The organism is Nitrococcus mobilis Nb-231, assembly GCF_000153205.1.
GTDB classification, from domain to species: Bacteria; Pseudomonadota; Gammaproteobacteria; order Nitrococcales; family Nitrococcaceae; genus Nitrococcus; species Nitrococcus mobilis.
The window spans coordinates 1,409,096-1,434,500 of record NZ_CH672427.1; the positions used below are offsets into that span (position 1 = coordinate 1,409,096).

27 protein-coding genes and 1 pseudogene are annotated in these 25,405 nt (G+C 57.1%); 15 read left to right on the plus strand and 13 right to left on the minus strand.

Annotated features, from left to right (window positions below; all coding sequences use genetic code 11):
• The first annotated feature begins 158 nt into the window (after nt 1–158).
• The 3 genes from fnr to NB231_RS06500 all read left to right on the plus strand — a co-directional run bounded on the left by fnr (nt 159) and on the right by NB231_RS06500 (nt 2,784).
• The gene (fnr, locus tag NB231_RS06490; protein ID WP_050756061.1) at nt 159–941 is read left to right on the plus strand and encodes a fumarate/nitrate reduction transcriptional regulator Fnr; all 783 of its coding nucleotides are present in this window, start codon (nt 159–161) and stop codon (nt 939–941) included.
• A 426-nt stretch (nt 942–1,367) separates the two neighbouring features.
• Complete coding sequence (locus NB231_RS06495) at nt 1,368–2,033, plus strand: VIT1/CCC1 transporter family protein (RefSeq protein WP_232210401.1); 666 nt, start codon at nt 1,368–1,370, stop codon at nt 2,031–2,033.
• A 163-nt stretch (nt 2,034–2,196) separates the two neighbouring features.
• Nucleotides 2,197–2,784 carry a pyridoxine/pyridoxamine 5'-phosphate oxidase gene (locus NB231_RS06500; protein WP_005000742.1) on the plus strand — a complete coding sequence of 196 codons (588 nt, stop codon included), beginning with the start codon at nt 2,197–2,199 and terminating at the stop codon, nt 2,782–2,784.
• A gap of 161 nt (nt 2,785–2,945) precedes the next feature.
• On the opposite strand, the gene NB231_RS17530 is transcribed toward NB231_RS06500, so the two are convergent.
• From NB231_RS17530 to NB231_RS06510, 3 genes are all read right to left on the minus strand, one after another.
• The gene (locus NB231_RS17530) at nt 2,946–4,028 is read right to left on the minus strand and encodes a protein kinase domain-containing protein (protein ID WP_005000743.1); all 1,083 of its coding nucleotides are present in this window, start codon (nt 4,026–4,028) and stop codon (nt 2,946–2,948) included.
• Nucleotides 4,025–5,389, minus strand: coding sequence for a hypothetical protein (locus NB231_RS18415; protein WP_156776925.1), 1,365 nt, complete (start codon nt 5,387–5,389; stop codon nt 4,025–4,027). Before NB231_RS18415 ends, NB231_RS17530 begins: the two co-directional genes overlap by 4 nt.
• A gap of 192 nt (nt 5,390–5,581) precedes the next feature.
• On the minus strand, nt 5,582–6,277 hold the full coding sequence (locus tag NB231_RS06510) for a vWA domain-containing protein (protein WP_005000745.1): 696 nt from the start codon (nt 6,275–6,277) through the stop codon (nt 5,582–5,584).
• A gap of 926 nt (nt 6,278–7,203) precedes the next feature.
• On the opposite strand from NB231_RS06510, the pseudogene NB231_RS17535 reads away from it, so the two are divergent.
• Nucleotides 7,204–7,377, plus strand: a pseudogene (locus NB231_RS17535) (glutathione S-transferase family protein); the annotation flags it as partial.
• Nucleotides 7,378–7,444: 67 nt separating this feature from the next.
• Here NB231_RS17535 and NB231_RS18420 read toward each other — a convergent pair.
• The 3 genes from NB231_RS18420 to NB231_RS20005 all read right to left on the minus strand — a co-directional run bounded on the left by NB231_RS18420 (nt 7,445) and on the right by NB231_RS20005 (nt 8,760).
• Nucleotides 7,445–7,906: a hypothetical protein gene (locus NB231_RS18420; RefSeq protein WP_005000747.1), complete on the minus strand. Its 462-nt coding sequence runs from the start codon at nt 7,904–7,906 to the stop codon at nt 7,445–7,447.
• Between the two features lie 76 nt (nt 7,907–7,982).
• Complete coding sequence (locus NB231_RS19490; RefSeq protein ID WP_269593432.1) at nt 7,983–8,492, minus strand: cytochrome-c peroxidase; 510 nt, start codon at nt 8,490–8,492, stop codon at nt 7,983–7,985.
• Nucleotides 8,407–8,760, minus strand: a complete 354-nt coding sequence (locus NB231_RS20005) for a cytochrome-c peroxidase (RefSeq protein WP_084766257.1) — start codon at nt 8,758–8,760, stop codon at nt 8,407–8,409. The genes NB231_RS19490 and NB231_RS20005 overlap by 86 nt, the downstream gene beginning before the upstream one ends.
• Nucleotides 8,761–9,075: 315 nt before the next feature.
• On the opposite strand from NB231_RS20005, the gene NB231_RS06535 reads away from it, so the two are divergent.
• Nucleotides 9,076–10,725: a Glu/Leu/Phe/Val dehydrogenase dimerization domain-containing protein gene (locus NB231_RS06535; protein WP_005000751.1), complete on the plus strand. Its 1,650-nt coding sequence runs from the start codon at nt 9,076–9,078 to the stop codon at nt 10,723–10,725.
• Here the strand turns inward: NB231_RS06535 and NB231_RS06540 are convergent.
• The 5 genes from NB231_RS06540 to NB231_RS06555 form a co-directional block, all read right to left on the minus strand.
• The gene (locus NB231_RS06540) at nt 10,722–12,869 is read right to left on the minus strand and encodes a hybrid sensor histidine kinase/response regulator (protein WP_005000754.1); all 2,148 of its coding nucleotides are present in this window, start codon (nt 12,867–12,869) and stop codon (nt 10,722–10,724) included. The two genes, NB231_RS06535 and NB231_RS06540, sit on opposite strands and share 4 nt — an antisense overlap.
• Nucleotides 12,870–12,873: 4 nt before the next feature.
• A complete protein-coding gene (locus NB231_RS06545; protein WP_005000755.1) occupies nt 12,874–13,425 on the minus strand; it encodes a heme NO-binding domain-containing protein in 552 nt (183 codons plus the stop codon).
• 104 nt (nt 13,426–13,529) lie between these two features.
• Nucleotides 13,530–13,952, minus strand: coding sequence for a globin (locus NB231_RS06550; RefSeq protein WP_005000760.1), 423 nt, complete (start codon nt 13,950–13,952; stop codon nt 13,530–13,532).
• 100 nt (nt 13,953–14,052) lie between these two features.
• Complete coding sequence (locus tag NB231_RS19495) at nt 14,053–14,208, minus strand: hypothetical protein (RefSeq protein WP_232210402.1); 156 nt, start codon at nt 14,206–14,208, stop codon at nt 14,053–14,055.
• 554 nt (nt 14,209–14,762) lie between these two features.
• Complete coding sequence (locus tag NB231_RS06555) at nt 14,763–16,154, minus strand: SLC13 family permease (protein ID WP_005000767.1); 1,392 nt, start codon at nt 16,152–16,154, stop codon at nt 14,763–14,765.
• Between the two features lie 377 nt (nt 16,155–16,531).
• Here NB231_RS06555 and fusA point away from each other — a divergent pair, with 377 nt between their 5' ends.
• The 9 genes from fusA to NB231_RS18430 all read left to right on the plus strand — a co-directional run bounded on the left by fusA (nt 16,532) and on the right by NB231_RS18430 (nt 23,731).
• Complete coding sequence (gene fusA / locus NB231_RS06560; protein WP_005000768.1) at nt 16,532–18,577, plus strand: elongation factor G; 2,046 nt, start codon at nt 16,532–16,534, stop codon at nt 18,575–18,577.
• Nucleotides 18,578–18,671: 94 nt separating this feature from the next.
• Nucleotides 18,672–19,577, plus strand: a complete 906-nt coding sequence (locus NB231_RS06565) for a M28 family peptidase (RefSeq protein ID WP_156777090.1) — start codon at nt 18,672–18,674, stop codon at nt 19,575–19,577.
• 203 nt (nt 19,578–19,780) lie between these two features.
• Nucleotides 19,781–19,990 carry an AEC family transporter gene (locus NB231_RS06570; protein WP_005000775.1) on the plus strand — a complete coding sequence of 70 codons (210 nt, stop codon included), beginning with the start codon at nt 19,781–19,783 and terminating at the stop codon, nt 19,988–19,990.
• Nucleotides 19,980–20,732 (plus strand): AEC family transporter, encoded by a 753-nt coding sequence (locus NB231_RS16735; protein ID WP_198007251.1) that lies wholly within the window; start codon nt 19,980–19,982, stop codon nt 20,730–20,732. The genes NB231_RS06570 and NB231_RS16735 overlap by 11 nt, the downstream gene beginning before the upstream one ends.
• 122 nt (nt 20,733–20,854) lie before the next feature.
• Complete coding sequence (locus tag NB231_RS06580; RefSeq protein ID WP_005000782.1) at nt 20,855–21,670, plus strand: DUF1499 domain-containing protein; 816 nt, start codon at nt 20,855–20,857, stop codon at nt 21,668–21,670.
• Between the two features lie 136 nt (nt 21,671–21,806).
• Nucleotides 21,807–22,346 carry a GlcG/HbpS family heme-binding protein gene (locus tag NB231_RS06585; RefSeq protein WP_156776926.1) on the plus strand — a complete coding sequence of 180 codons (540 nt, stop codon included), beginning with the start codon at nt 21,807–21,809 and terminating at the stop codon, nt 22,344–22,346.
• A gap of 507 nt (nt 22,347–22,853) precedes the next feature.
• Entirely contained in the window at nt 22,854–23,033 is a 180-nt protein-coding gene (locus NB231_RS06590; protein WP_232210403.1) for a hypothetical protein, read from the plus strand.
• A 127-nt stretch (nt 23,034–23,160) separates the two neighbouring features.
• Nucleotides 23,161–23,493, plus strand: coding sequence for a hypothetical protein (locus NB231_RS06595; protein WP_005000791.1), 333 nt, complete (start codon nt 23,161–23,163; stop codon nt 23,491–23,493).
• Nucleotides 23,494–23,575: 82 nt separating this feature from the next.
• Complete coding sequence (locus tag NB231_RS18430; RefSeq protein WP_005000792.1) at nt 23,576–23,731, plus strand: hypothetical protein; 156 nt, start codon at nt 23,576–23,578, stop codon at nt 23,729–23,731.
• Here NB231_RS18430 and NB231_RS20010 read toward each other — a convergent pair.
• Nucleotides 23,726–23,854, minus strand: coding sequence for a hypothetical protein (locus NB231_RS20010; RefSeq protein WP_269593389.1), 129 nt, complete (start codon nt 23,852–23,854; stop codon nt 23,726–23,728). The genes NB231_RS18430 and NB231_RS20010 overlap by 6 nt on opposite strands.
• Nucleotides 23,855–24,503: 649 nt before the next feature.
• Here NB231_RS20010 and NB231_RS06600 point away from each other — a divergent pair.
• Nucleotides 24,504–25,079: a class I SAM-dependent methyltransferase gene (locus NB231_RS06600; protein WP_005000794.1), complete on the plus strand. Its 576-nt coding sequence runs from the start codon at nt 24,504–24,506 to the stop codon at nt 25,077–25,079.
• Nucleotides 25,080–25,217: 138 nt separating this feature from the next.
• On the opposite strand, the gene NB231_RS06605 is transcribed toward NB231_RS06600, so the two are convergent.
• Nucleotides 25,218–25,405 (minus strand): PP2C family protein-serine/threonine phosphatase (locus NB231_RS06605; protein ID WP_005000795.1); only part of this gene is annotated, 188 nt, incomplete at its 5' end.

A 25,405-nucleotide genomic window follows, 5' to 3' on the forward strand; every position in this document is an offset into this window, starting at 1 on the left:
CGAGTACCCATGAACGTAGCAGGACTGCGATGCGATTTTTGACTTGGCCGAACCGGTTTAAGTGAAATCCACGGGTTATCATCCCATCTCCCAGATCCCAGGAAGGGCTGCACCAAATCCCAGGAAAGGGTCGACCAGCCGAGGAGGGATCGTCCGTCATGGTGGGCTTAACGTATTCTGTTCACCGGCGTCCGCTTCACGAGATTCGCCAAGCGTGCCGCACGTGCAATCTGGCTGATTTGTGCCTGCCGTTGATGCTCAGCCCCGAAGACATCGATGCGCTGGACCGAATCGTCCGGAGACGACGGCCTCTCACCAAGAGGGGCGTGCTTTATCGAGCGGGTGAGCGCTTTGGCGCTATCTACGCGGTGCGGTCAGGTTCGCTGAAACGCGTTTCTCTGACCGAGGATGGTGAGGAGCAGATTACAGCCTTTCATTTGCCCGGCGAGCTCTTGGGGCTGGACGCCATCACGTTCGATCGCTACCCATGCACGGCGGTGGCACTGGAGACCACCAGTGTCTGTGAGATCCCGTTCGCCCAGTTGGAGGACCTCGCGACGGAAGTTCCCGGCCTGCAACGTCAGCTGTTACGAATCATGAGCCGCGAGATCTTCAACGAGCAGGAGATGTTGCGAACGCTTGCCCGTCGTACCGCCGAGCAGCGCCTGGCGATCCTGCTGCTCAGTTTGAGCGAGCGGTTCGCTCGGCGTAGCCTGTCGTCGACCCGGTTTCGCTTGCCGATGCTGCGGCACGATCTCAGTAATTACCTGGGATTGGCTTCCGAGACCACGAGCCGACTGTTCAGGCGTTTCGTGGAGCAAAGGCGAATTGTTGTATCGGGCTGCGAAGTCGAGTTGATCGATATACATGCCTTGCGCTCTTTGGCAGGAAGCGGTTCGGAAGAGGGCGGTCGGGATCAACACGCTACCGGAGGAGCGTAGAGGCGGTGCGCCGGTCCGAGATGATGTTCGAAGACTATGGCGCTATTTCGAACGACCAGCTTGCCGGATAGGCACTCGCAATCTCCTCTGTCGTTTCCTACCGAGCAGCCCGCATCCTTCAAGCTCATCGATAAGCTATTCCCCGAGCACCCGGCGAAAGCAGACGGTAGCCAGTTCGCCATATGGGGCCTATCGTTGGGGCGCTGCTATATTATTTATTCTTTTGGCCGGTCAAATATAGGGTTCTGAGTTCGCGTGTGGCGCGTCCGCTCGCTCGAGAACAAGAGTGTCAGCCCATCTGTGGTTTTGGAAAGGACTATGAACGAGCACCCCACTACTCGAAACCTGCAAGCCGAACATCAACCGGCCGCCATCCGCCGGCGCCTGCAGGATCAGCAGCACCCGAGTTACATAGGCGACGCCGTATTGGGCGGCATTGACGGTGGTGTGACCACCTTCGCGATCGTCGCGGGTGCGGCCGGCGGCGGCTTTTCGGCCATGGTGGTCGTTATTCTGGGCTTTGCTAATTTGTTCGCGGATGGTTTCAGTATGGCTGTCAGCAACTACCAGAGCGCTAAAAGTCAGCGCCAGATGGTCGAGAAGATTCGCCGCATCGAGCAGCAACACATCCGGCTCGTTCCCGACGGCGAACGCGAGGAGATCCGCCAAATTTATCGGGGCAAGGGCTTTGCAGGGGCTACTCTGGAAGCCATCGTCGATACCATCGCCAGTGACGAAGAACTGTGGGTAAACACCATGCTTACGGAGGAACACGGCATGCAACTGCGCATGCCCAGCCCTTTGCGGGCCGCGCTGGTCACCTTCTTCGCTTTCCTTGCAATAGGCCTGATCCCGTTGACCCCCTATATCGCATTTCCTTACCTCGTGTCGGAACTTTCGAGCTCGGCGCTATTTCCGCTGAGTGCGGCCGCAACGGGCGTAGCCTTTTTGTTGATTGGCTGCATCAAGGGGCACTACCTCGAACGTGCGGCATTACGCGGCGGTCTGGAAACGCTGATCATGGGGGGGGCGGCCGCGCTTTTAGCCTATGTGGTCGGTGCGTGGCTGCGCGCCTCTTTCGGCGCTGCCTGAATAAGACTACCCCACATGGGGTAGTCTCCAATCCGCTGCCCTGGGCGCGTCTGCGGACCGGGAATCGTTGATCTGCATCAACACGACCATCCGCCAATCTGTTAAGTTGATAAAAAGATGCATTTTCGGTCTATGTCCGGGCGGGTCCGCTCCGGGAGGTGGGATGGACCTTTACAAGCAAGCGCTCAAGGCGATTCGGGATATGGTCGAAGAGGCCAGGCAGATGGCTCTTCCCGATCCCATGGTCATGAGCTTGGCCACGGTCGATGCGGCGGGGCAGCCTTCTGTACGCACTGTTTATCTGCAAGCGGTCGTCGACAGCGGACTGGTGTTTTTTACTAGCTGCCATAGCCGTAAGGCAATCCAACTGGCGGCTAATCCACGTGCGGCCGTATGCCTTTACAGCCAACCCCTGGCACGGCAGATCCAGGTGGAGGGGACCGCATGGTTGCTCGGGGATGAGGAGGCTGCCATCTACTGGGCCATGCGGGGGCGAGACAACCAGCTGGCGGCGTGGGCTTCCGGCCAAATCGAGTCGCTGGAATCGCGGGAGCAGTTCGAACAGCGGCTAGCGGAGTATCGCCAGCGATTTGACTTCCAGCGGGAGGTGCCGAAACCGCATCACTGGTGCGGCTATTGCCTCGCGCCGGAACGGATCGAGCTGTGGAAGAAAAGCTGGCGCTATCCGCAACAACGGGTGTGCTATCAAAAGACCGCGGATGGCTGGTCGGTGACCCATGTGAATCCCTGAGATGCGAAGCGCTCGATCTGCGGGTTAAGCCCCGGTGACGCTTTGTAGCGGGAGGCCGTTGTGCCGGGAGCGATAGCTTGGTTCCAGTGTTCGAACTACAAAAGAGCTCTCCTCACACCCAATTTCTCCTTGGCAGGCGATACCATTAATCAACGGTCATATCAACCATTTTGTTTAGGTGCCAGTTTATTCTTTAGCCATTTTGACATGGCAGACTTAATACCAGTACCTGAAATCAAATTGCGAGATTCAGAGGGAGGAGGTGCCTTTGTTTTGGTTATCAGTGTTCCTTTTAGCTGCCCGGTATAGCTGTGTCGTGTCGTGCTACCCCGTTCTAGTCCGCCATGGTCAATATCTTTTAGTTCGTCTAAAATTTCCATCGCCGAAGGACGGTCATTCGGATTGGTTGACAGCATTTCCGCTATTAGTCTAGTTAGTTTTTTGTTTCTCAGGCGCAGCCTGCCCAAGCCTGGGCGCTTCCCATCAAGTACGGACACAGCTAAATAGCGGTATTTGGATTTATTGAATGCTGGAAGTCGCCCAGAAAAATACTGATAGTAAATAATGCCCAATGCAAATATATCCGATTTGCAGGTCACGCTAGCCCTTAAGTCATCGCCCCCTTCTTTTATGTAACGAAGCATTTCGGGCGAGTAATAAACGAAATCGCCGACAACTTCTTCAGGATTTTCATTTATTTCTCCTTCGAAAAAGCTGTCATCAAAGTCTATTAATTTTGCAACAAAGTGGCCCATTTCTGTTTTATTTATCAGTATATTGCTAGGCTTTAGATCTCCGTGTGCAATGCGCATATTGTGCAGTGTTCTCAAACAGCGCGTAGCTGTTTTAGCAATTAAAAATCTCCTATTCAATGGTAGTTTCGCAATATCATCTATATCAACTAAGCTAGTATCTATTTTTGGTGCAATTTTATAATAAAACGAACCGACCCGAACAAATTCTATTGGAACAGTTAAATTTCCACCAGTGTAAACGCGCTGCCTGAATTCATTCATAACCCGATTTTGCTGTTGCTCAAAGCGCTCGCATTTTTCTTTAAGTTTGCGCTTCCTTTCCTCAGAACCTGGCGCTTCTCCTGGAACTGGATATTTCGGTGAAAGAAACTGTTTTATAAAGAACTCTTTACCGTTCTTTGTGCAAAACGCCCATACGCAGCGTCCACCATTAACTGTAGTGCCGTCGCTGGATAACCGATAGCCACTGATAAACTCACCTGCTCTCATATCAAATTACCTTCATGCAGGTATTGCTCGTATGTTACTCGATACTGGTCCCATGCCTCTTTCGTCTTTTGCTTTTCTTCAGCCTTGAGAGAGGCGAGTTCTTTCTCCAGCTGCGCGCGCTTGTCTTTAAGTGCTTCCAAGGGTGCAATAAATTGCTCCTTTAGTTCATCTAAGCGTCTTTTATAAAGTGCCTTCAGGTCGTCGAAACTATCAAAACCAAGCGGATGAAGAACTATGGATACATCATCGCCTGCTGAGGCCTGCAGGCGCTCGGCCAGGTCATCCGCCCATGCTTGCATGTTTTTTGAGGACATGAGGCTTCTTAAAACGACGAACTCGAATTCCATCGGGGTCGGCTGATAATTGAAGGCGCCGTCGCTTGCGCAAATTAAAAGTGTCTGATAATCACATAGTAAACGCTTTTGCTTAATATTATTTGGAACCTTTTCGCTAATGTAATTTGTTAATGGCGGATCGGCCCAAATTGCTTCGAACGCGTCAAAATCGCCCTTTGCATCATCTTGCGAAACCTGATGGAGGCCGTCATTGCGCAGGACATAGCATCGCGAGTCTCCAGCCCAGAATGCAGTTATTTCTCTTTCCGGCGTGGTGCGGTAAACCCATCCAGCCAAAGTTGAAGGTAGGTTGCGCTGGATCTTGGTCTTTAATCGGCTGCTGGATTGTGTTTTAGCGATACCATGGTTCATTTTCTCGAAGGCGCCGTCAATCGCCTTACCGAGGAGCTCTATATGTCGGCTCACATTGGGCCCGCATACAGCCCCATCTAGTATATACGCTGAACAGTTGCCAACGCTTGCAGGTAAGTATGGCTTTAGCTGCATAGTAGATTGATGCTTTCTCATTCGATGCAGTCTTGTTTTCTCCTCATTAGCTGAAAGGTTAGTGAAGCTGGAATGGCTCATGCGTTCATGTGATGCTGAATGAATATCAGCATCAATGGATGTCTTCTCTGAATGACGGGGTTGGGTGGTTTTTTTATCATCCATGATATTACCTGGCCCTTCCATTATATCAACGTTATACGAGTCCTGTAGCCAAGATTTTTTAAAAAAAGCAAGGGTAATTTCAAGTAGCTTCATCGCTGCTACTCTAGCTCCAGATGCTTGTTCACCATCAATACATACTGGGCGACTGCCCGCGCCACCAACCCCATCAGAAACGGCAATTATTCCGAATGAGTAATCTTCAGAAAGTAAAATTAGAGGCGGTCCATCTTCACCTTTTCCCTTTATTTTCTCGCTCCATATTGACACGGTTGATATAGAGCTATTTCCTCTATCGCTTGTTGGGTTTACCTTGCGCTGCGTATCTCTACCGCCAACAGAATTAGCAAGTGACATAACATTTCGCCCTCATTTAGAGAAAGGCTGATTTTCGCCTCATCAAAATTTTATTTATTTTTGGTAACATATGGGTCACAAAGCAGTCTTCTAACTTTAACTGTTTCGATTAAATGCCAGGGACTTCCAATCCGCTGTCGCAGCAGCAAATTAAAGAGCCAGCAACCGCAGAGCTATGACGCAGCCGTGAGCTTATATGCTATGGGCTAGCATATTCATTATAAAACTGTAATCCATCTCCCCAAGTCCATCGCCACCCTTTGAAGTGAAGTGTACGACCTCTTCCCAATGAGCGGCGATGTCAGACCAAGGGTATTCATCCGGTGCAAATAGAATCAGGCGGCGCGCACTTGCATCAATCTCCGGGCTGTCCCATTGATCCGTTAGTTCATCAAAGGATTTAGGCATTCCTTTCGGATAATTTTCTGGCTGCTCGTCTATAGCACGTTCTAGTTTATGTGCGCTAGTGTCAGTCCAAACAACAATAACATGTCGCCTCCTGTCGCCCCCTTTCGTCCAATCAGATTGTAAACTTAGCGCCAATCCTTCTAAGCCATTTTCCGGATCGTCTCCACCTCCTTTGGCATTGATGTCGGTAACGAAATTCTTGTACTCGTCAATTTGATCTGGCAAGTTAAAAAAATCAGATTCTTCCAGCCAATCGTCTCCGTCAGCGTATATGTCGCCAAACGCTACGACCCGAATGCGTAGCTCGTCGATGCGCTTATTCATTTCCTCCATTCGAGCCGAGAGATCTTCATGGAATTTTAAAGCGTTTTCCTTTACTCGTCTGATTAGCGGCACCATGCTACTTGTCTTATCGATGCAGAAGACCAGGTCGACTGCATATTTCATGCTCTGTTCAGCCGCTTCTTGTTTGCTCGGCATAGTCGCCTCCCTTTTTAGAAATTTGCTGGGAATAATTCTATATTCTATCTAGTGATATGCGATACAGCTACATGGCTACAGTCCACGAAGATGACTTGTAGGCTGCTCACGCTCGTTGCGCGGCCACGGAGCCATATCGTAGCGGAAACTTCGTAAGCCACTAGCTGACGTCGCCATACTGCTATAGCTATCGTATCTCAGTCTACTATGGGGGGCACCTCGAGAAACCTGTTTCCTGACCTTCACCGGCAGAGTTCAGTGATTCTGAGCTACGCAGGCACGGAGGGGGATGCTCCCTAGCTGGAGCGAGCTCGATTGCAAAACCCTTGCCCCTAACCTTATCCGCGAGGAGCACAATGGAGCGGGTATTTGTTGCCCAAGTGCCTTCGCCTACTTGAGACCGAGCTCGTGCCTGCCTGTGTGCACGGAGCGCTTAGCTTGTTGGGCTTGTCCTCCAGGCACTGTGCAACCCGACTTTGCGCGCCTTTACGTTGGCGCGCAAAGTTTCGATATCGCTCCGATGCTCGTAGGCGACACCAGTTACCGTGTTCACGGTGCGTTCCAGACGGGTGGCTGTATCCTAAAGCGCGAACTTGCACTTGTTGCCGGAAAGCTTGTCGTTATGCGTATATAGACAGGCTGTAATTCGACCTTCCCCGAGCGTGACGCCTGAGCAATAGTTTGTAACTCGCTGGCGCGACCCCGCATCACTTCCTCGGCCAAACTCGCTTGATCTAGGGTGTTTCCGCTGTTGCTAGCGTACTCGTAAAAACGTCTGGAAAGGCGGAGTAGGGTAGCCTGTGATGAGTTGCGTCACGAGGGTGGCGTTTGAGGAACCAACCTGGAGTTCATTATGTAATCATATCAATTTGTTTCTCACTCACTCACTATGGGTGCGACGGACGCTTTAAAAGTTAGGCGTAGATCTCGACTCTGTAACCGTCGATCTTGTGGCGGTCGAACACCGGCATGCGGATTTTCTTAAGATCAACCTAGCCGGCAAAGTACCGGCGCTTACTGATGGCGATTTGATACTCATGGAGTCGGTGGTAATTGTTCTCTATCTGGCCGATAAGTACCCCGAGCATTGGTTTCGATAGACGTTCAAGAGCGAACTGCGCGATCATCCGTTGGTATTTATTCGCGGCCACGGAGTTGGAGCAAACCCTATAGGGCATCTCCCGGCCCGCTGCGCTGTCTCGGGAAGCGGTATACAAGGCGCAAGCTGAATAGACCCAGCATGATCATCGCGAGCGTTGAAGGCTCTCCCACCGAGGTCACCCGTGCTCCACTCCAACCGTCCTCGAGTGTCCCCAAGAAAGTGACGATATTGTTCACTTCCTCGTCGGTGAGGCCGAGATTGCCAAGTTCGTCGTGGTTGACCGTGGGTACGTACTCGGCTACGGGCCAGCAGCCAAGTTTTATTGCCAGTGCGGCGCTGGTCAGCGGATCGTCGCATTCCGGTTTGACGTCACTGGTATTGTAGAAGTCGACGATTTGCTCAAGCGTATTGAAGTAGCCGTTATGGCCATAAGGCCCGGTCAGTGAAATATTGCGCAGCGTGCTGACTTTGAACTGACCGTTCGTGTCCGGGTCGCCGGTGGTCTTGCCTAGGCCGACATCCACCACCGCTGATCCGTCAGGGTTGTACTGGGCGGGTAGTGTATAAAATGGGTTGGCGGGGTTCTTTGGGATACCGATGTTGTCATAGGTGAAGTCGGTGAATAACGGGGGGGCTATCAGCCGGCGGCGTGCTGCTGTGACAAGCCGCGCAGTTGCCCTTCTCCGGATCGTCGAATAGCTGTAGGCCAGCCAGCTCGTCAGGGGTCAGTTCGGTTTTCCCGGCGAGATAGGCATCGTATTTCGAGCTGAATGGAGCAAAGCCGGCGGTGCGCTCAAAGCTCGCTAGGGCATGAACCAGATTGTCGTAGGCGGTCTCGGTATTCGCGAAGGCATCTATACCGAAGACTGATTTGAACAACTCCGCACTCGACCCTTTTTGTACCGCGTCAATCACCGCCGCCTCGCTGGGATTGGCCATTTCCAGCGGATTGAGCAGCGGCTGTTTGGCCTGACTCTCCAGCGAATCGGCCCGACCATCCCAGAATTGCCCCCCGACATTGGTGTCGTCATCGGCGTTGTAGTGCAGCGGTGGGCTGTATGTAGGCCATGTACATGATGGTTGGCGTGTTGCGATTGCCGAACAGTTGCGGATTGACTCCGGCCGGTGTGGGTACTGATTTGTCCGGATCGGTGAAGGCATTCGCGGGGGTATGACACGATGAACAGGACTGGCCGTTCGGCGTGGACAGAGAGGTATCGAAGAACAGCTTTTTCCCCAACGACTGCAGCGGTGTGAAATGGCTATCGTCGATCGTTGATGACAGCCTAACGGATTGTGCGGTTCCGATCGTGAACGGCAGAACGAGCGCGAATCGACCCGCCATTTTCATGCCGGTTCGCGGGGTGTCACATGCAACCATCACTCCTCCCCTTTAATCAGTTCTTTTAGGAATTTGGCGTTCCGCAGAACGTGTTTTTTTATATGTAAAAAAGTAGTAGCAAATGCTAAATTTATCAGTAATACGAGTCATTTGTAAATTCATTCTATGAAGCATTTCTTATACGGTGTCCGGCCGGATACCGTTGCGTGCTACGGCGGCGCGCAATCATCCGGACCCTGGCAACCAGGTGTCGCTCACGGTGTGTGGGTCATTTTCAAACTGGCCGAGGCGGTGGCCGACGGCGGAAGCACTATTATTATTGATAGCTGCAGGTTGCCCACGGAGTAAGCCGTTATGGCCGACAAACCTGTCACCGTGCTGCTGGTCGAGGACAATCCACTTTACACCCGGCTGATACAGCGGTTGCTGAGCCAGTCGAAGCGGCCTGTCTTCGAGGTGGTGGCGGTCGACCACCTGGCGGCCGCGCTCCAGCGTCTCGCCCCCGGTGGCATTGACGTCGTACTGCTGGACCTTATGCTTCCAGACAGCGAGGCGCTCGATACCTTCTATCGTATTCGTGCCCAGGCGCTTGATATCCCAATCGTTATTCAAAGTGCGCTCGACGACGTGAGCCTGGCCGGCAAAGCGGTCGAAAGCGGCGCGCAAGATTTTCTACTTAAGGAGCGAATCAATGAGACATCCCTGATCCGCTCTATTCGGTATGCCATCGAGCGGACCCGTGCGCGAGGCGCCGAATGGTCCTCGGCTATGTTCCGTCTTGCCCAGCAGCAATTTCTTAAGGCCGCCCACATCGTTGGCCTCGATGACAACATCCGCCAACGGTTGTTGTTTCCCGAGCGCTCCCAGATCGCTACGTTGCCATTTAGGCGGGATGAGCAAGCACAAGTGGAAACGGTCTTTGCCTATCGTGTGCAGCACGTGCTTGCCATGGGGCCGACCAAGGGCGGCATCCGCTACCATCAGGATGTCAATCTCGGTGAGGTCGCGGCGCTGTCCATGTGGATGACCTGGAAATGCGCCCTCATGAACCTACCCTTCGGTGGCGCCAAGGGTGGGGTGCGGATTGACCCGAGCGGGCTGACCAGCGGGGAACTGCAGCGACTAACGCGGCGTTATGCCTTGGAGTTCATCGGCATTATCGGTCCCGACAAGGACATCCCGGCCCCCGACATGGGGACGAGCGAGCAGGTTATGGCCTGGATAATGGACACTTATAGCCAACATGTCGGCTACTCCGTGCCCTCGGTGGTGACAGGCAAGCCGATCGTCCTCGGCGGTTCGCTCGGGCGCAACGAGGCAACGGGGCGCGGGTTGGTGTATCTGATCGAGGAGGCCTGCCGGCATCTCGCTGTCGACCTTGCTAAGTCCACGGCCGTGGTGCAGGGTTTTGGTAACGTGGGCATGCATGCCGCGGCTTTCCTCGCCGAGTGCGGGGTTAAGGTGGTGGCGGTGAGCGACGTGAGCACAGCGATCTATAATCCGGCCGGATTGCCGATCGCCGAGCTGCGGGACTACGTGCGCGAGCACCAGCTTCTCGCCGGCAGCCCCTTCGGGGAGGAAATCGGTAACCGCGAGATGTTGGCGCTGCCCTGCGACATCCTTGCCCCCTGCGCGCTGCAAAATCAGATCACTGCGGAAAACGTCGGGCAGCTCGCTTGCAGGATCCTGGCGGAAGGCGCCAATGGCCCCACGACGCTGGAGGCGGACGAGATATTGAGCGAACGCGGTATCTTCGTGCTCCCAGACATCCTAGGCAATGCCGGCGGGGTCATCGTCTCTTATTTCGAGTGGGTGCAGGGCCTGCAGAACCTCATGTGGCCTCTGGAGGAGGTCAATGCGCGGCTGCGCGACATCTTGACCAACGCTTTTCGCCGTACTTTGCAGCGCGTCCAGGAGAAGAAGGTCGACATGCGTACCGCCGCCATGATCGAGGCGCTTCACCGCGTGGAGAGCGCGAAACGGCTGCGGGGCCTCTTTCCCTAACCGACCGTCTTTTTCCCGGCGAGGAAGGCGCGCAGTTCGATCTCGAGCCGATCGAACCGCTGATGCAGCAATGTGGCTACTTCGTCAGCGCCAGCCAGTTGATTCTCGCGCCCGATGATTTCGAGGCGTTCCGCGATTTGCGCTACAGAGCTTGCTCCCACGGCCTTCATGGAGCTCTTGAGCGTATGGGCCGCGCGCTGCAGGGTCTTCGCCTCCTGCTCCTCGATGGCGGCGTGAATTTCGACGAGCATCTTGGCAGACTCATCGAGTAAGAGTTGCACCAGCTCTTTCAGAAAATCTTGGTTGCCTTGCGCCGTTTTCAGGGCCGCCGACCAATCGATGAGCTCGTCGGCGGAAATTGCCCGCTCGGCTTTGGTCTGCCCCTCCTCTGTGGGAACCGTTTCGTCGGCCTGGGTCGGCGCTGCAGTGGCAATGAGCGCGGCTATGGTGTTAAACAGCTCCGGGGCACGAATGGGTTTGCTGACGTAGCCGTCCATTCCGGCCTCCAGGCACTGTTCGCGGTCTCCTTTCATGGCATGAGCCGTCAGCGCGATGATGGGCACGTGTCGATCGCTGTTGGCTTCTTTCGCCCGAACCGCTGCAGTTGCTTCCAAGCCATCCATCTCCGGCATTTGTACATCCATCAGCACGAGATCGAAGCGATCCCGATCGAAGACGGCCACAGCCTCTTTGCCGTTATTGGCAACCACGACGTCGTGGCCATGCTTTTTTAGCAAGGCGAGGGCCAACTTTTGATTGACGATGCTGTCTTCGGCAAGGAGGATTCGCAACGCTTTGAGTTGTTGCACCTCGTCGAGCGGCGCCTCTTCTTCGGCTACCTGCAGGCCAAGCGCCGAGCCGATGGCGTCAAACAGTTCCGATTGCTTAACCGGTTTGAGTAAGTGCGCGACAACTCCTAATTGTTCGCAATGCGCAATGTCGCCTGGTTCGCTGCCGGAGGTGAGCATGACCAACTGGATGTCCGAGAGTTGGCCGTCCTGTTTGATCTTTTCAGCCAGGTCAAAACCATCTTCGCCGGGCATATGGCAGTCGGTAATTACGAGGCGAAATGGCCGTCTCGCAGCGTAAGCCGTGCGCAGCGCCGCAAGTCCTTCAGCCACGGCGGCAACCGAGGTCGCCTGCATGCCCCAATTGCCCAACATCTCGTTGAGAATCAGACGATTCGTGGCATTGTCGTCGACGATCAGAGCGCGCACATTGTCCGGGAAGACGGCTTCGAGCGGCTGCGCTTCGGCCGGCCGCTCGGCCGCCAGCGAAAACTTCATGGTGAAATGGAAGTCACTGCCGCACCCCAGTTCGCTCTCGGCCCATATGCGCCCCCCCATCAATTTGACCAGCCGCGAGGAGATGGCTAGCCCTAAGCCCGTGCCGCCGAACTGGCGCGTCGTTGACATATCAGCCTGTTCGAATGAGTCGAAGATGCTCTCCAGCTTATCGGTGGGAATGCCAATGCCGGTGTCGGTAACCGTGAAGTGAAGGTTCGCCGCGTTGTTCGTCGGCGACTCGTAGGCTACGTCGAGCACCACCTCGCCTTGGGTGGTGAATTTGATCGCGTTGCCGACCAGATTGACTACGATCTGCCGCAATCGCGAGGCGTCGCCCAAAAGCGCGTCCGGCACCTCGGGATGGACGTGACAGGCCAGCTCGATGCCCTTCCCGTGGGCGCGGAATGCCAACGATTTCATGGCATCGCCCAGGCGTTCGCGCAAGCCGAACACGTGGGACTCGAGTTCCAGCTTGCCCGCTTCGATCTTGGAAAAGTCGAGTATGTCGTTCAACAGGGACAGCAGAGAATTGCCGGCCTCGCGCACCATGGCGAGGTACTCGCGTTGGGTGTCCGTCAAATCGGTGTCGAGCACCAACTCGGTCATGCCGATGATGGCGTTCATCGGCGTGCGAATTTCGTGGCTCATGTTGGCTAGGAAGTTGCCTTTGGCCACGCTGGCCGCTTGCGCCGCTTCCTTAGCATGTCGCAGCTCTTCACCGGCTTTCTTTAAATCTTGGATCCGCTCGTAGAGCTCGCGGGTGGATTTTTCGGCGATGGCTTCGGCTTCCAACCGTGCTTTGCGCTCTCGTTCGTAGCGTTTTTGCCAAGCTGCATCGGGTTCCGTCGAGCGGGTCATGGTGCTATTCCCGGGTGGCCGGTTTGAACGAACACACCAAAAGGCACCGCTCATCGCCGCGTTTCATGCATTGGGGCTGAGCGATTTCGACCTGTTCGCCGTAGTGGGCCGCCGCTCCCTCAATCATACCCTCAGCGAACGCGCACAGCTTGCGTGCCGAGTTGTAGCCAATCGCAAGACTGCTCTTTTTAGACGTGTCGAAATCGAAGACAGGCACGTCCGCGCCCGGATAAATCTTGCGCACCTCGGGGTGGATGATGTCGTTCAGCGTGAGCAAGAACGCACGCGTTTGAGTGTGCGGCATGAGAAAGTGCGGATAGCGTTCCGCCAATAGCGAGAGTGCGCCGCGACCAAACCAGCGCACGATTTCATCGTTCGACTTGCCAAAAGTAGCCCCTGCCGTCGCCACGAGCTTCAGAAAATCGGCGTCCGGATAACTGCCCAGCGATGTATAGGCCCCGTCGAGCTGCGTCTTCTCCAGCAGTTCGTCCCACGCCGACAGGCCATACTGTGCGGTGACGATCTCTTCCAGCAGATTGAATACGACCCCTTTCATGGCCGCACTTCCGATAATCGACCCAGTGGCCGACACAGCTTCGATAACTCATCTACATTAGTCACCCTGTGCGGCGCAATGCAAGGCCTCCGAGTTATCCTCCCTCAATACCTGGATTTCATAAAGTCGATTCCATGGCTAAGCACTTGCCGCCAGGCCGTTTCCGTTTGTTGATCGAAACGCGGATCATATTCCCGCGCGGCCTGGAGTAAGCTGGCTAGCCAGAGGTCATACAGTTCGGGGCGAATGTCGAGCTGTTTTCTACTGTGAAGACACGCAATGCGTCGTAGATGCGCCATCGCTTCTGGTGACCCGTTGCAGCTCAACATCAGGTAGTACAAGGAGGCTTTAAGCACTCGAGTCTGTTTTTCGAAGTCGGTGTTCTTGAACTTCTCCGCAACTTCCTCGGACGAGGACAGAAAGACTTTGTAAAAGCGCTGCAGGAATCCGGGTGGGTTTGGGTTGTCGATGCAGCGTTCGTAGCTGTCGTTGAAGAGTTCCGCGTGTTGTTCAGTTGCGTTGCCCATAGCTGGCTCACCCCCTCACGACAACCCATTAACTGTCCCGAAGGTCCACCTCGCGCAGCACGCCTCGATCATCCGGGAGGCAGGTTCTAGGGGCGTGCAATCAGATACCTGTGGCCTTGGGTTGGCCGGGCGACGAGGCTGTTGCCTGTAGCATCGCACGAAACTCTTCGCCGCTGACCAGTTTGCTCAAAAGAAAACCCTGGATCAGTTCGACCTGGCGTTGGTTGAGAAAGTCGCCGCCATCGCTGCACGCCACCACAAGGTAGTGCTGTCCCCACTGCGCTCGAAATAGACGTAGGCATACGCACCCGCACCCGCAACGAAAAAGGCCATCGCCAGTGATCTGTCTATGCTGGAGAACAGCGTGTCGACGCGGTCTTGGAGTGCCGCCGTGCTGTGCGCCGACACCCCCGGTCAGCCTGCATACTTGAAGTCGATGCCGGGTTTACCCAAGCGTATCCCAAGCCCTATCTCGAGTTATTCGCGTATTGTCAGGGTATCGTTCACAGCCTGAAAAACTTGAGAAACCCGCCGATCTCGGCATTTGCCGTAACCTGGGTAACTTCTCATTAAGTCCGGGCAAGAAGACATTGAAGAGAGTGGTTCGTTGCTTACCATCAACAATAAGCGCTTGATAATTTTGCATTTAATGCACGACCGTAATCTTACCTCCGCCACCCCGCACACATTACGCCCGGCCTTAATGAGAAGTTACTAACCTGGTCGATAAGGCATTGATTTTTCTTCCGTCTCATCTTCATTCCGGTTGAGAGGGCGCTGGGCACCAACCGGGTTGCTGCGCACGGCTGCTCACAAGAGCAGCGAGCACACCGCCGTGAGCGTCATGGCTCCTAGAACGTTGAGCACGGCTCCCTCGCGGGCCATGTCGGCGGTGTGCACGTAGCCGCTTCCGGCGACGATGGCGTTCGGAGCGGTGGCCACCGGCAGCATGAATGCGCAGCTCGCGCTCAGCGCCGCCGGGAGCATGAGTCGCTCGGGCGCGAGGCCGGCACCGATCGCAGCGGAGGCCAGCACCGGCATGAGGAGGTTGGTGGTCGCGGTGTTGCTGGTCACCTCGGTCATGAACGTGACCGCCAGGCACAAGATCAGGATCACCGCAACCAGCGGCCAGGTCGCAACCCCGCCGAGCGCCTCGCCGAGGGTGCTCGACAGCCCTGAGGCCTCGAAGGCGGTCGAGATGGCGATGCCGCCGCCGAACAGGATCAGCAGTCCCCACGGGATCGTGCGCGCGGTCTTCCAATCCAGGAGCTGTCCGCCTTCGCCGTCCGGCAGCAGGAACAACACCACGACCGCGGCCATCGCGACCGTGCTGTCCGAGGCAGTCCCGACGCCGAACAGGCCACTCCAGCCGCCGAACGGTTCGGTGCGAAAAATCCAGGCGGCCGCCGTGAGGCCGAAGACCACCAATACGCGCGCTTCGGGGGCGCGCCACGGCCCCAGGTGCGGGATCGTCGGCGCCGGGGTTCCGCCCAAAGAGCGGGTCACCCAGAGCCATGCGATCGGCAGGAGTAGCGCGGCTGCCGGCAGGCCGATCGTCATCCACTCCAGAAAATGCACCGTCTCGCCGGTGGCCTGCTCGTAAACAGCCATGAAGATTACGTTCGGGGGCGTGCCGATCGGCGTGGCCATACCGCCGATGCTGGCCGCGTAGGCGAGTCCGAGTAGGAGCGGAACCGCGGTCGGCTTGGCCTCGCGGCTCTCCAGCACCGCAAGTGCGACCGGCAGCAGCATTAGGGTGGTGGCGGTGTTCGAGATCCACATGCTACAGACCCAGCTCGCGAACATGAACCCGAGAACCAGCCGCCGACCGCCACCCCCACATACGCGCACCATGCCGAGCGCCAGCCGGCGGTGTAGCCGACTCTTTTCGACCGCCTTGGATAACATGAAGCCGCCGAGCAGAAGCAGGACGAGCGTGTGTCCGTAAGCTTGGGCGATCCGCGCGTGATCGACCACCCCAGCGAGCGGGAAGGCCGCGAACGGGATGAGTGAGGTCGCCGGTATCGGGATTGGTTCGAGTACCCACCAGGTCGCGCACAGCCCGGTGATCGCCGCGGTCCAGCAAGCCGCCGGTGGCAGATCGGACGCCAGTGCCGCACCGGCGGCCGCACCGGCTGCCACCGCACCGAGCGCCAGCCGCAGTCCGCGTTGGGTCTCCGAAGTGTGCTGTTCGGCTTGCATGTTCTAAAAATTCCTCGGTTACGGCACGGGGCCGCAAACTGTCAACTGGTTCTTGATCTTGTGGTGCAGTACCACGTTGGGCTTAGGGCGGGAAGGCAAAGCCTCTGATCAAGTTCTATCTTAAGTATGAGGACACGTTGGAAAATCGATTGCGTGCTTGCAGGCGTGGGCGACGCACGGCGTGCGTGCAATCGGTGCAAACAAAGCCCTGAACCATTTGAGGGTCGCTGTAAGGAGCGTAAACGGTAGTCGATCGCGCACTGGGTTGCTTGGTTCTCATTAGTTTAAGAGTTTAAGAAACCGTGGGCCGCAGGTCTGTGGTAGGGGGAGCTAAAAAACCGTGTAGTTCGGCTCTTTGCTAGCCCGGAGATTACACTATGCCCGATTATGCCACCGAGAATGTCCGCAACATTGCCCTGGTTGGGCACGCCGGGGCGGGGAAGACCACCCTGATCGAATCCCTGCTGGTCGCGGCAGGTGCCGTGGCCAGCCCCGGCAGCGTGGAGCGGGGGACGACGGTCAGTGACGCCGATCCCCTGGAAAAGTCCATCCACCACTCCATCAGCGCCTCGATCGTGAGCCTGGACTGGAAAGGCACTCACATCAATCTCATCGACACTCCCGGCTCGCCCGACTTTCTGGGGCAGGCTTTGGCCGTCTTGCCGGCGGTGGAAACCGTAGCGGTGGTGATCAACGCTCAGGCGGGGATCGAGAACACTGCCCGGCAGATGATGCAGATGGCCGGTGAACGCGGCCTGTGCCGGCTTATCATCATCAATCGGACCGATGCCGAAGGGCTCGATCTGCAGCGGCTGCTGGAGGAGATCCGCGCGATCTTCGGGCCGGAGTGCCTGGCGCTGAACCTGCCGTCAAAGGGCGGCGCCGCAGTGGCGGACTGTTTTTTCACTCCGGCTGGAGAGGCGGATTTCTCTACGGTCGAGGCCGCGCACGACGCGTTGGTCGATCAGGTGGTGGAGGTCGACGAGGAGTTGATGGCGCTCTATCTCGAGCAGGGTCAGGAGCTCAATCCGCAGCAGTTGCACGAGCCGTTCGAAGCCGCTTTGCGCGAAGGGCATCTGGTGCCGATCTGCTTCGTCTCGGCGAAGAGTGGAGCGGGGCTCGCCGAGCTATTGAATATCGTCGCACAGCTTATGCCCAATCCCTTGGAGGGCAACCCACCGCCGTTCATCCGCGAGGACGAGGGCGGCGCGCGCGAATACCACGCCGAGCCCGATCCGGATCAGCACGTATTAGCGCACGTGGTCAAAATCGAGCACGATCCCTTCATGGGCAAGCTCGCGGTATTCCGGATGCATCAGGGCACGGTCACCCGCGACAGTCGCCTCTACGTGGGCGATGCCCGTAAGCCGTTCAAAACCGGCAACCTGTTCAAGCTCCGCGGCAAGGAACGCAACGAAGTGGACCGCTGTATTCCAGGGGATATCTGCGCCGTGGCCAAGGTGGAGGAGATTCACTTCGATGCCGTGCTACATGACTCTCACGATGAGGATCATATCCGTCTGCACCCTATGGCGTTCCCCACGCCGGTATTCGGCGCTGCGGTACAGGCCGCGCGCCATGGCGATGAGCAGAAGCTCTCCGAGGTGCTGGCCAAGTTGGCCGAGGAGGATCCGGGGCTGCGCATCGAGCAGAACCGGGCCACCCATGAAACGGTGCTTTGGGCTTTGGGTGAGCGGCATTTGCATCTGACTTTGGAGAGGATGCAGCAGCGGTACAATTTGGAGGTGAAGACCAAGCCGCCTTCGATCGCCTATCGCGAGACCATCACCGCGGCTGCGGAAGGGCACTGCCGACACAAGAAACAGACCGGCGGGGCCGGGCAGTTCGGCGAGGTGTTCCTGCGGATCGCGCCGCTGCCGCGAGGAGCCGGCTTTGAATTCGTCAACGAAATCCGCGGGGGAGCCATACCCGGCTCGCTCGTTCCGGCCGTGGAGAAGGGCGCCCGGCAGGCGTTGAGCGATGGGGCGGTCGCCGGCTATCCAATGCAGGATATCCAAGTCACGGTCTACGACGGCAAGACGCACCCGGTGGACTCCAAGGAGATCGCCTTTGTCATCGCCGGTCGCAAGGCTTTCCTGGATGCCGTGCATAAGGCGCATCCTATCGTGCTGGAGCCGCTCGCGGAGCTGGTGATCGATGCCCCGAGTGCGGCCATGGGCGATATTACGGGGGATATCGCCGCTCGCCGCGGTCGGATACAGGATACGCAAAGCCACAGCGAGCACATCACCCTGCAGGCCTTGGCGCCCTTGGCCGAGCTCGAGGATTTCCCCTCCAAGCTCAAGGCCATGACCGGTGGCGAGGGTAATTACCGCTTGCAGTTCAGTCACTACGAGCCGGTGCCGGGCCATATCCAGCAGCGCCTCGCCACTGAATTTAAGCCGCTGGAAGAGGAGGCCTAGGCGGTTCTATGTCACCGAGTGCCACGGGCGCGAGCGCAAAGCGAGGTCCGTCGTGATTAGGCGACTTGGTTCGGGGGCGGACGCGGCTGCGCCGATGATTGTAGTAGGGCCTTGCGACACACCCCGGGGTGAGGGGGTGGTGTGGCTGCGCCGCCATGTCATGCAGTTGGCGGGCGAGATTGGTGAGCGTAATGTGCATCGCCCGGAGGCGCTGGAGGCAACGCAGGCGTATCTGCGGGCGTGCTGGCAAGATCAAGGTTATACGGTTGCCGAGCAGACCTACATGACGCGCGGGGTGTCCTGTGCCAATCTTGAGGTCATGCCAGCCGGGTGCCGGCCCGATGGGCGGATCTTGCTGGTGGGTGCACACTACGACACCGTGCCCGGCAGCCCCGGGGCCAACGACAATGCGACCGGTGTGGCCACCCTGCTCGAGATCTCCCGGCGCTATGCCGCAGCGCGGTTGCCCGGCGAGCTACGCTTCGTTGCTTTCGCCAACGAGGAATCGCCGTTTTTTCTTACCCGAGATCAGGGCAGCCTGCGTTATGCAAGCCGCGCCCGCTCCCGGGGCGAGAATATTCGCTTGATGATCTCTTTGGAAACCATGGGCTGTTACCGCGATCGACCCGGCTCGCAGGCTTATCCGCCATTGTTGCGCTATTTCTTTCCGGAGCAGGGTAACTTCATCGCTTTCGTATCGAACTTGCGGTCACGACCGGCCTTGAAACGCCTGGTGCGGGCGTTTCGGGCCGCCACCGATTTCCCGGCGGAGCATATCGCCACCCTGGCCATGATCCCCGGGGTGGCTTGGAGTGATCATCTTTCATTTTGGCGCCGGGGTTATCGTGCGGTGATGGTTACCGATACGGCGTTTTACCGCTACACCTACTACCACACTGCGCAGGATACTCCAGAGAAGGTGGACTACAGCCGTCTCGCCGCCGTGACAGATGGCCTCACCCAGGCACTGTGGACACTCGCCCAGCAGCGCAGGCTCTGATCGCTAAGCGAGTCACTCTGCGCCGGTTTGCGGCACCGAGGGGAAGTCTTTGCGACACTCGTAACATTTATCCGACAAGCTCAGGCGTGCGGCTGAGCTCGGCCCGCAAAGGTTGGCCGGCGGCGAGGGTTATCATGAGTTTGCTTGCCGCCGGCACGCGAGTGTGATGGACTTGCGTTTCCCTTGTCCAGCCAGCGGAGTCTATGGCTGCGGTCGTCGATATCGCTTTACCGTTTTTCGCCGTGATTTTCACCGGCTACGGGGCCGGGCGCAGCCGGTTACTGAACGCCGGTGCCGTGGTGGGCCTCAATGCCTTCGTCTTTTATTTCGCGTTGCCAGCGTTGCTTCTAGTGAAGGTATCGCAAGCGCCTGCGGCCTCGGCCGATGCGGCTCTGGCGCTGGTTGGCACCTAATTATAGTGCCGGTCTGCTGCTTTTTGCCGCGACCTTCATGCTGGGGCGTCGGTTGTTTGGCGTTTCGAATGCGGTGGGTGCTCTACAGGGCTTGGGGGCGACTTTCTCTAACGTCGGGTTCGTCGGGCTGCCGCTGGTCATCTCAGCCTATGGGGGTGAGGCGGCACTGCCGGCGATGCTCATCGTGATCGGCGACGGTGTGCTCATGCTGGGTCTCGCCACTGCGATCATCGAAGCGGATCAGGGCACGGGCCGCGGTGGACCCGCGCTGCTGCTGCTGCGTGCGGTCGGCTACGGTTTGCTGCGCAATCCGATCATCGTCGCCAGTCTCCTAGGGCTAGCGCTGCACCTGAGTGCGGTTACGCTTCCCGCTTCATTGTTTGCCTACGCGGGTTTGCTCGCCGATTCCGCCGGCCCTTGCGCGCTCTTTGCGTTGGGTGCGACTTTGGCCAGTCAGCCGATCCGTGAGGGTGCCATCGAGACTGGATTTCTGAGTCTCATGAAGCTGGTCGTCCATCCGCTGCTGGTAGGCGGCGCGGCATTGTTCGTCTTCCACCTGCCGCCGCTTTGGGCGGCGGTCGCCATAACCCAGGCCGCTTTGCCAACGGGTGCCAATGTCTACGTGTTGGCCCAGCGCTATCAGCTCCATGCCGGGCCGATCTCGACGGCTGTGCTGGTTTCGACCACACTGGCGGTGTCGACGGTCTCGGCAGTACTCTCATGGCTCTATCCCGTGGGCTGAACGCTATCGCCGGAACGGCTGAGCAACGCGCAAAACTTACTGCTGTGGGTTATACGTACGAGGTGTCGTCCGGGCGGTGGCACCCGGCGAAAACAACTGGCGTGCGTTGAACCGGAGATGCTATGGGCGAAAACAACTCCCCCCAAGTGCGAGCAGCCGGCGGCACGCCGTGGGTTGGGCGCTGGTTCGCCGGGCTAGGACTGGGGCTTGCCTTGCTCGGCGCGGCGCTCGTTTTGTTACCGGGCCCGGGGTATCGCGGGCAACTGTTGGAGCTCGGCCCGGCATTCACTTTGCTGCGCTGGGGCGCGCTCGTCGGGTTGGTCGGAGGTTTTGTTAGCCTGCTGGCTTTGCCGTTGCTCTTTATCGGTCGAGTTCGGTGGGCGCTGTGGGCCGGGTTCGCCTTGATTGGGCTGTTAGTCGGGGCGGCGAGCTTCGGATTGCCCTGGGCGCTGTTGCAGCAAGCCCGCAGCGTGCCCTCCATTCATGACATTACCACCGATACTGCGCAACCGCCCGTTTTCCATGCCCTTTTGCACGTGCGCCAAAAGGCGCCCAATTCCGCTGTCTACGGTGGGCCAAGCGTCGCGCGCGCGCAGCAGCAGGCCTATCCGGATATCCAGCCCCTGCACTTGCCGGTGAGCCCTAAACAAGCCTTTGCGGCCGCGCTTGATGTGGCCAAGGGTATGGGCTGGGGAATTGCTGCAGCCGCGCCGCAGGCAGGGCGCATCGAGGCGACGGCCACCACCTTTTGGTTCGGATTCAAGGACGATGTCGTGATTCGCGTTCGTGCCGCTGGGCCGGGCGTCCGGGTGGACATCCGCTCGGTCTCGCGGGTCGGGGTCAACGATCTCGGCAAGAACGCCGAGCGGATCCGGCAGTTTCGTGATCGGCTCACCCGGGCGCTCATCGACGAACCGTCTGCGCCGGCGGCTTCGTGATCGACAGTGGACACAGTGGACGCGATCGTGTGGATCCCGCGCCAGCGGGGATTGCGGCTATAGTTGGGATCGCATTGGGCAATGAGCACTACCTGACGAAGATAAAGCCATGACCAATACAAAGGAGAAAACGCCGATGTCGGACACGAATTGCACCCGTCTCACTCGCATTACCAGCCCCTGCGGGCTGTGTGGCCTGCTGTTTACGCTGTTGGCGATCGCCGGAGCTGCCCTTGCTAAGCCGCTGCCCACGATGCCCGTGTTGCCGCTGGAGCTCGCCCACAAGGCGGTGCTGGCCGCGGTGAGCGCTTGCAGTGCAGACGGCTACCGTGTCAGCGCGGCGCTCGTCAACCGCAACGGGGTTCTCAAGGCGTTTGCGCGAGCGGATGGGGCCGGACCGCATACGGTGGACAGCAGCCGCCATAAGGCCTATACCGCGGCGAGTTTGCGTGAACCCACGGCCAAGTTTGCCACCCTGATTGTCGAGCATCCCGAACTCCAGGCGCTACGGGATATGAATGCCTCGATCCTCATTCTTGCAGGCGGACTGCCGATCCGTATCGATGGTGAGTTTATCGGCGGCATCGGCGTCGGTGGAGCTCCCGGCGGTCATCTGGACGAGCGCTGTGCGCGCGCGGGATTGGCGGCTATCGAGGCGGAGGCCGATAAGCCTTAGGGCAATCGAGGATGTCGTCTGCCATATGGAGGTGAAGCGGGCGGCTGGAGTGTGCTAATCATTATTGACTCGCTATGATGCTGTGCTATATGAAGTGACCATCAACCAGCGGGGCCTTTGTTGGTCCATACTAAATTTTTTAACTTCTCATTAAGTCCGGGCGTAATGTGTGCGGGGTGGCGGAGGTAAGATTACGGTCGTGCATTAAATGCAAAATTATCAAGCGCTTATTGTTGATGGTAAGCAACGAACCACTCTCTTCAATGTCTTCTTGCCCGGGCTTAATGAGAAGCTGCTGAATTTTTACGTAAGCTTTTGATTGATTGAAACGAGCTACGAACCCCGTGCTGCATCTGCAGTCGTGGCAGTTCATCGCTGGCTGCGAATGAATTTAACAATCGTTGCATAACCTCAACCGCAGCTCTCCAGGGCATCATGTTTAGTTCATCACTAACTGTTTGCCTCGTCTGCCTAGTAGTATTGGTATTGATCGTGCTCGTGGCCATCATGCGCCTAACGATCATGCGCAAGGCGCCTATCCCGACCGCCGGCGGCGGTATCGTCATAGCAATCGGAATTTTTGGACTGGCCGCATTACAGCGGATACCGGGGCTTGCTGCGCTCTTGAGCGAACCGCTGGTACTCTTATTATCCGTGATCTGGCTATTTACGGGTGTGCTTATCTGATCGATTTCTTCAAGGGGACACTGCATGTCCACACGGAATCTCCGATCGGCCGTTTCGGGATCGGAACGTGGGTCGCCGGCACAGTGGTGCTGGCGAGAATGGAGATGGTCGGCGTCAAGGACTGTCCATGACAGTGAAGGCGATGCTGGGGCTTATCGCGCTGTTGCTGTGGGTCTGGTTCATGCGTTTGGTAGTCTATGGCTTAAAGGCCATGCGCGCCTGTCACGGGCGGCTGCAAACCCGCGGCGTGATCCTGCTCTCCACTGTGAGCACGCAGCCGCTTGTGCTGATTGCCTCTGATCTGTGCTCTATAATCAACCGATGTTTCCTCGGGCTCAGCGCCGATTTCTCACGTGCGCTCTATGCCGAGGTTGCCACGGTTCTGATTGTTGCTAGGCACCGCTTTCTACGTCTTCAGCATGGTGCTGATCGTGCAGCGCTATTGGCGGTAAAAGGGTAAGGTTGGACGCTGGCCAACGACTAGGATACTATAAACTGCATTTTCCATGGGGCGGTGTAAATCACCGGGCTAGCGGCTCGTTGTGAGCGGCACCATCCCAGTCATGATCTGCCTGCTGGTCTGGCTTTATGTGTTCACCATGTTTGTGTTGGTTGGGCTCATCGAGTTACTGCGAGCTTATCTGCTCGTCAAATCCCTAGGCTGGTGCGAAGGCGTTTTCACCTACCATGTTTCATAATGGGTCCGGAACTTTACCTTCGGTATGTTCTATGCTTTCATTTAGGGCTTTATTCAGCATTTCGAAGCCTATCTGACGTTCTTGTTCGGCCAGCTCTTCCAGTGGGTTTTGATCCACGGTCAATACTTCGTATTGCTGTTCCTGCTGATCGAAATGTCGCTGTATCTAAGGGCGGTATATCTAAGAGCCCAATTCGAGCTAAAATTTCCGGCTAAATACAGTTAGCTTCAGAGGCTCAGGAAAAGTTCGATTCCGACAAGGGTGAGAAGCAGGATAAAATCCAGGCAAACGCAGCCAGCAACGAGGCTGCTTCAAGGCGAAGAGATCTCTGCCAAGGATGGCCTGGGGTTTTCGCAAGCGGATGAACGTTGGCGGCATGTGTGCCTTTGATTGTAAACCGCACGCCCTAATGGTTCCCCGACGCTAATTTGTTAGATGGTGCTGAATCCCAGCGGAGGCTGTTTCTATTTCGAGGTGGGGCTAATTGACCAGATGGTTTTGGTTACAACCTGTCCCCTGGCGAACACGCGCTGAGTATAAAGTGTATCGGTTGTAATTTCGAGCTGGTTTAGCTAGGAAGTAGCAGTGTCGCCCTATCAATGGCTCATGTTACTGGGCAGCCGACTCGTGGGTGGTGACGGGTGAGTTCTAAGGGGCACGCATGCCCTGAGAGACACGATGCTAGCGTTCTAACGTGCGCGGTCTTGATCCTAATCAAAACCGGCCACTTGGCTACTATAATTATGTTCAGTTAAGCAAATAGGAGGAGAGTGTGAACAAGTACCTTAACGGGCAATGGCTTTTCGCCAGCAATTTTTTCAAGCACCCAGGTCTATTGGGCTCGCTCATCCCCAGCTCGAGCCATCTCATCGAGCGGCTTTTGCGGCCGATCGATTGGTCGAGGGCAAAGCACATCGTTGAATACGGTCCGGGCGTTGGCACGATTACCAAAAGACTGCTCGCCCACATGGCCCCTGATGCGCGGCTATTGGCCTTAGAGCTGAATCCGGAGTTCGTAACCTATCTTCACAGAGAGGTGAAGGACCCGCGGCTGGAGGTTGTTAAAATGTCGGCGGCAGACTTGGGTCGAGCACTGCAAGAGCGTGCTTGGGAAGGCGTGGACTACGCGATCTCTGGCATCCCTTTCAGCACCATGCCGTCAACGGTGCGTGACAATGTCCTGCAGCAGACGCGTAAGCACTTGAACCCGAGCGGCGAATTTTTGGTCTATCAGTTCTCCGACCGTGTGCGCCCGCATCTGGAGCGGACTTTCGATGCGGTCGAGCGGGGGTTCGTACTGCGGAACTTTCTACCCGCCCATTGCTACCGCTGTACCTTTGCATCATAGCTTGGGTGCAAGCAACGTTGTCCGATCGACAGTAACCCAGCTGGCGCGCGTAACGGCGCTGAAGGCACTGCGCGCTCCGGGTACGATGATAGACGAGGGCCATCGAAAATAAGGGCGAAGACCAGACGCTGCGCGCGATTAGAGCTGCAAAACTACGACTGAGACATTGTCGTTGCCCCCTCTGTCTACGGCGCAGCGCACCAACAGTTGCGCCGTGTGTTCCGGGTCGTGAGTGGCTTGTGCGAGCTGCTGCTGGATCTCATTGTCCGCCAACTCGCCAGTGAGCCCGTCTGTACAGAGGATGATCAAATCGCCGCGGTTGCGTT

Excerpts from the sequence above, each read along its gene's own strand:
- fnr (WP_050756061.1), top strand. The coding sequence starts at position 159 with ATGGTGGGCTTAACGTATTCTGTTCACCGGCGTCCGCTTCACGAGATT.
- NB231_RS06500 (WP_005000742.1), top strand. The coding sequence starts at position 2,197 with ATGGACCTTTACAAGCAAGCGCTCAAGGCGATTCGGGATATGGTCGAA.
- NB231_RS17530 (WP_005000743.1), bottom strand. The coding sequence starts at position 4,028 with ATGAGAGCAGGTGAGTTTATCAGTGGCTATCGGTTATCCAGCGACGGC.
- NB231_RS18415 (WP_156776925.1), bottom strand. The coding sequence starts at position 5,389 with ATGTCACTTGCTAATTCTGTTGGCGGTAGAGATACGCAGCGCAAGGTA.
- NB231_RS06510 (WP_005000745.1), bottom strand. The coding sequence starts at position 6,277 with ATGCCGAGCAAACAAGAAGCGGCTGAACAGAGCATGAAATATGCAGTC.
- NB231_RS20005 (WP_084766257.1), bottom strand. The coding sequence starts at position 8,760 with ATGGTTGCATGTGACACCCCGCGAACCGGCATGAAAATGGCGGGTCGA.
- NB231_RS06535 (WP_005000751.1), top strand. The coding sequence starts at position 9,076 with ATGGCCGACAAACCTGTCACCGTGCTGCTGGTCGAGGACAATCCACTT.
- NB231_RS06540 (WP_005000754.1), bottom strand. The coding sequence starts at position 12,869 with ATGACCCGCTCGACGGAACCCGATGCAGCTTGGCAAAAACGCTACGAA.
- NB231_RS06545 (WP_005000755.1), bottom strand. The coding sequence starts at position 13,425 with ATGAAAGGGGTCGTATTCAATCTGCTGGAAGAGATCGTCACCGCACAG.
- NB231_RS06550 (WP_005000760.1), bottom strand. The coding sequence starts at position 13,952 with ATGGGCAACGCAACTGAACAACACGCGGAACTCTTCAACGACAGCTAC.
- NB231_RS06555 (WP_005000767.1), bottom strand. The coding sequence starts at position 16,154 with ATGCAAGCCGAACAGCACACTTCGGAGACCCAACGCGGACTGCGGCTG.
- fusA (WP_005000768.1), top strand. The coding sequence starts at position 16,532 with ATGCCCGATTATGCCACCGAGAATGTCCGCAACATTGCCCTGGTTGGG.
- NB231_RS06565 (WP_156777090.1), top strand. The coding sequence starts at position 18,672 with ATGATTGTAGTAGGGCCTTGCGACACACCCCGGGGTGAGGGGGTGGTG.
- NB231_RS06570 (WP_005000775.1), top strand. The coding sequence starts at position 19,781 with ATGGCTGCGGTCGTCGATATCGCTTTACCGTTTTTCGCCGTGATTTTC.
- NB231_RS06580 (WP_005000782.1), top strand. The coding sequence starts at position 20,855 with ATGGGCGAAAACAACTCCCCCCAAGTGCGAGCAGCCGGCGGCACGCCG.
- NB231_RS06585 (WP_156776926.1), top strand. The coding sequence starts at position 21,807 with ATGTCGGACACGAATTGCACCCGTCTCACTCGCATTACCAGCCCCTGC.
- NB231_RS06590 (WP_232210403.1), top strand. The coding sequence starts at position 22,854 with ATGCGCCTAACGATCATGCGCAAGGCGCCTATCCCGACCGCCGGCGGC.
- NB231_RS06595 (WP_005000791.1), top strand. The coding sequence starts at position 23,161 with ATGACAGTGAAGGCGATGCTGGGGCTTATCGCGCTGTTGCTGTGGGTC.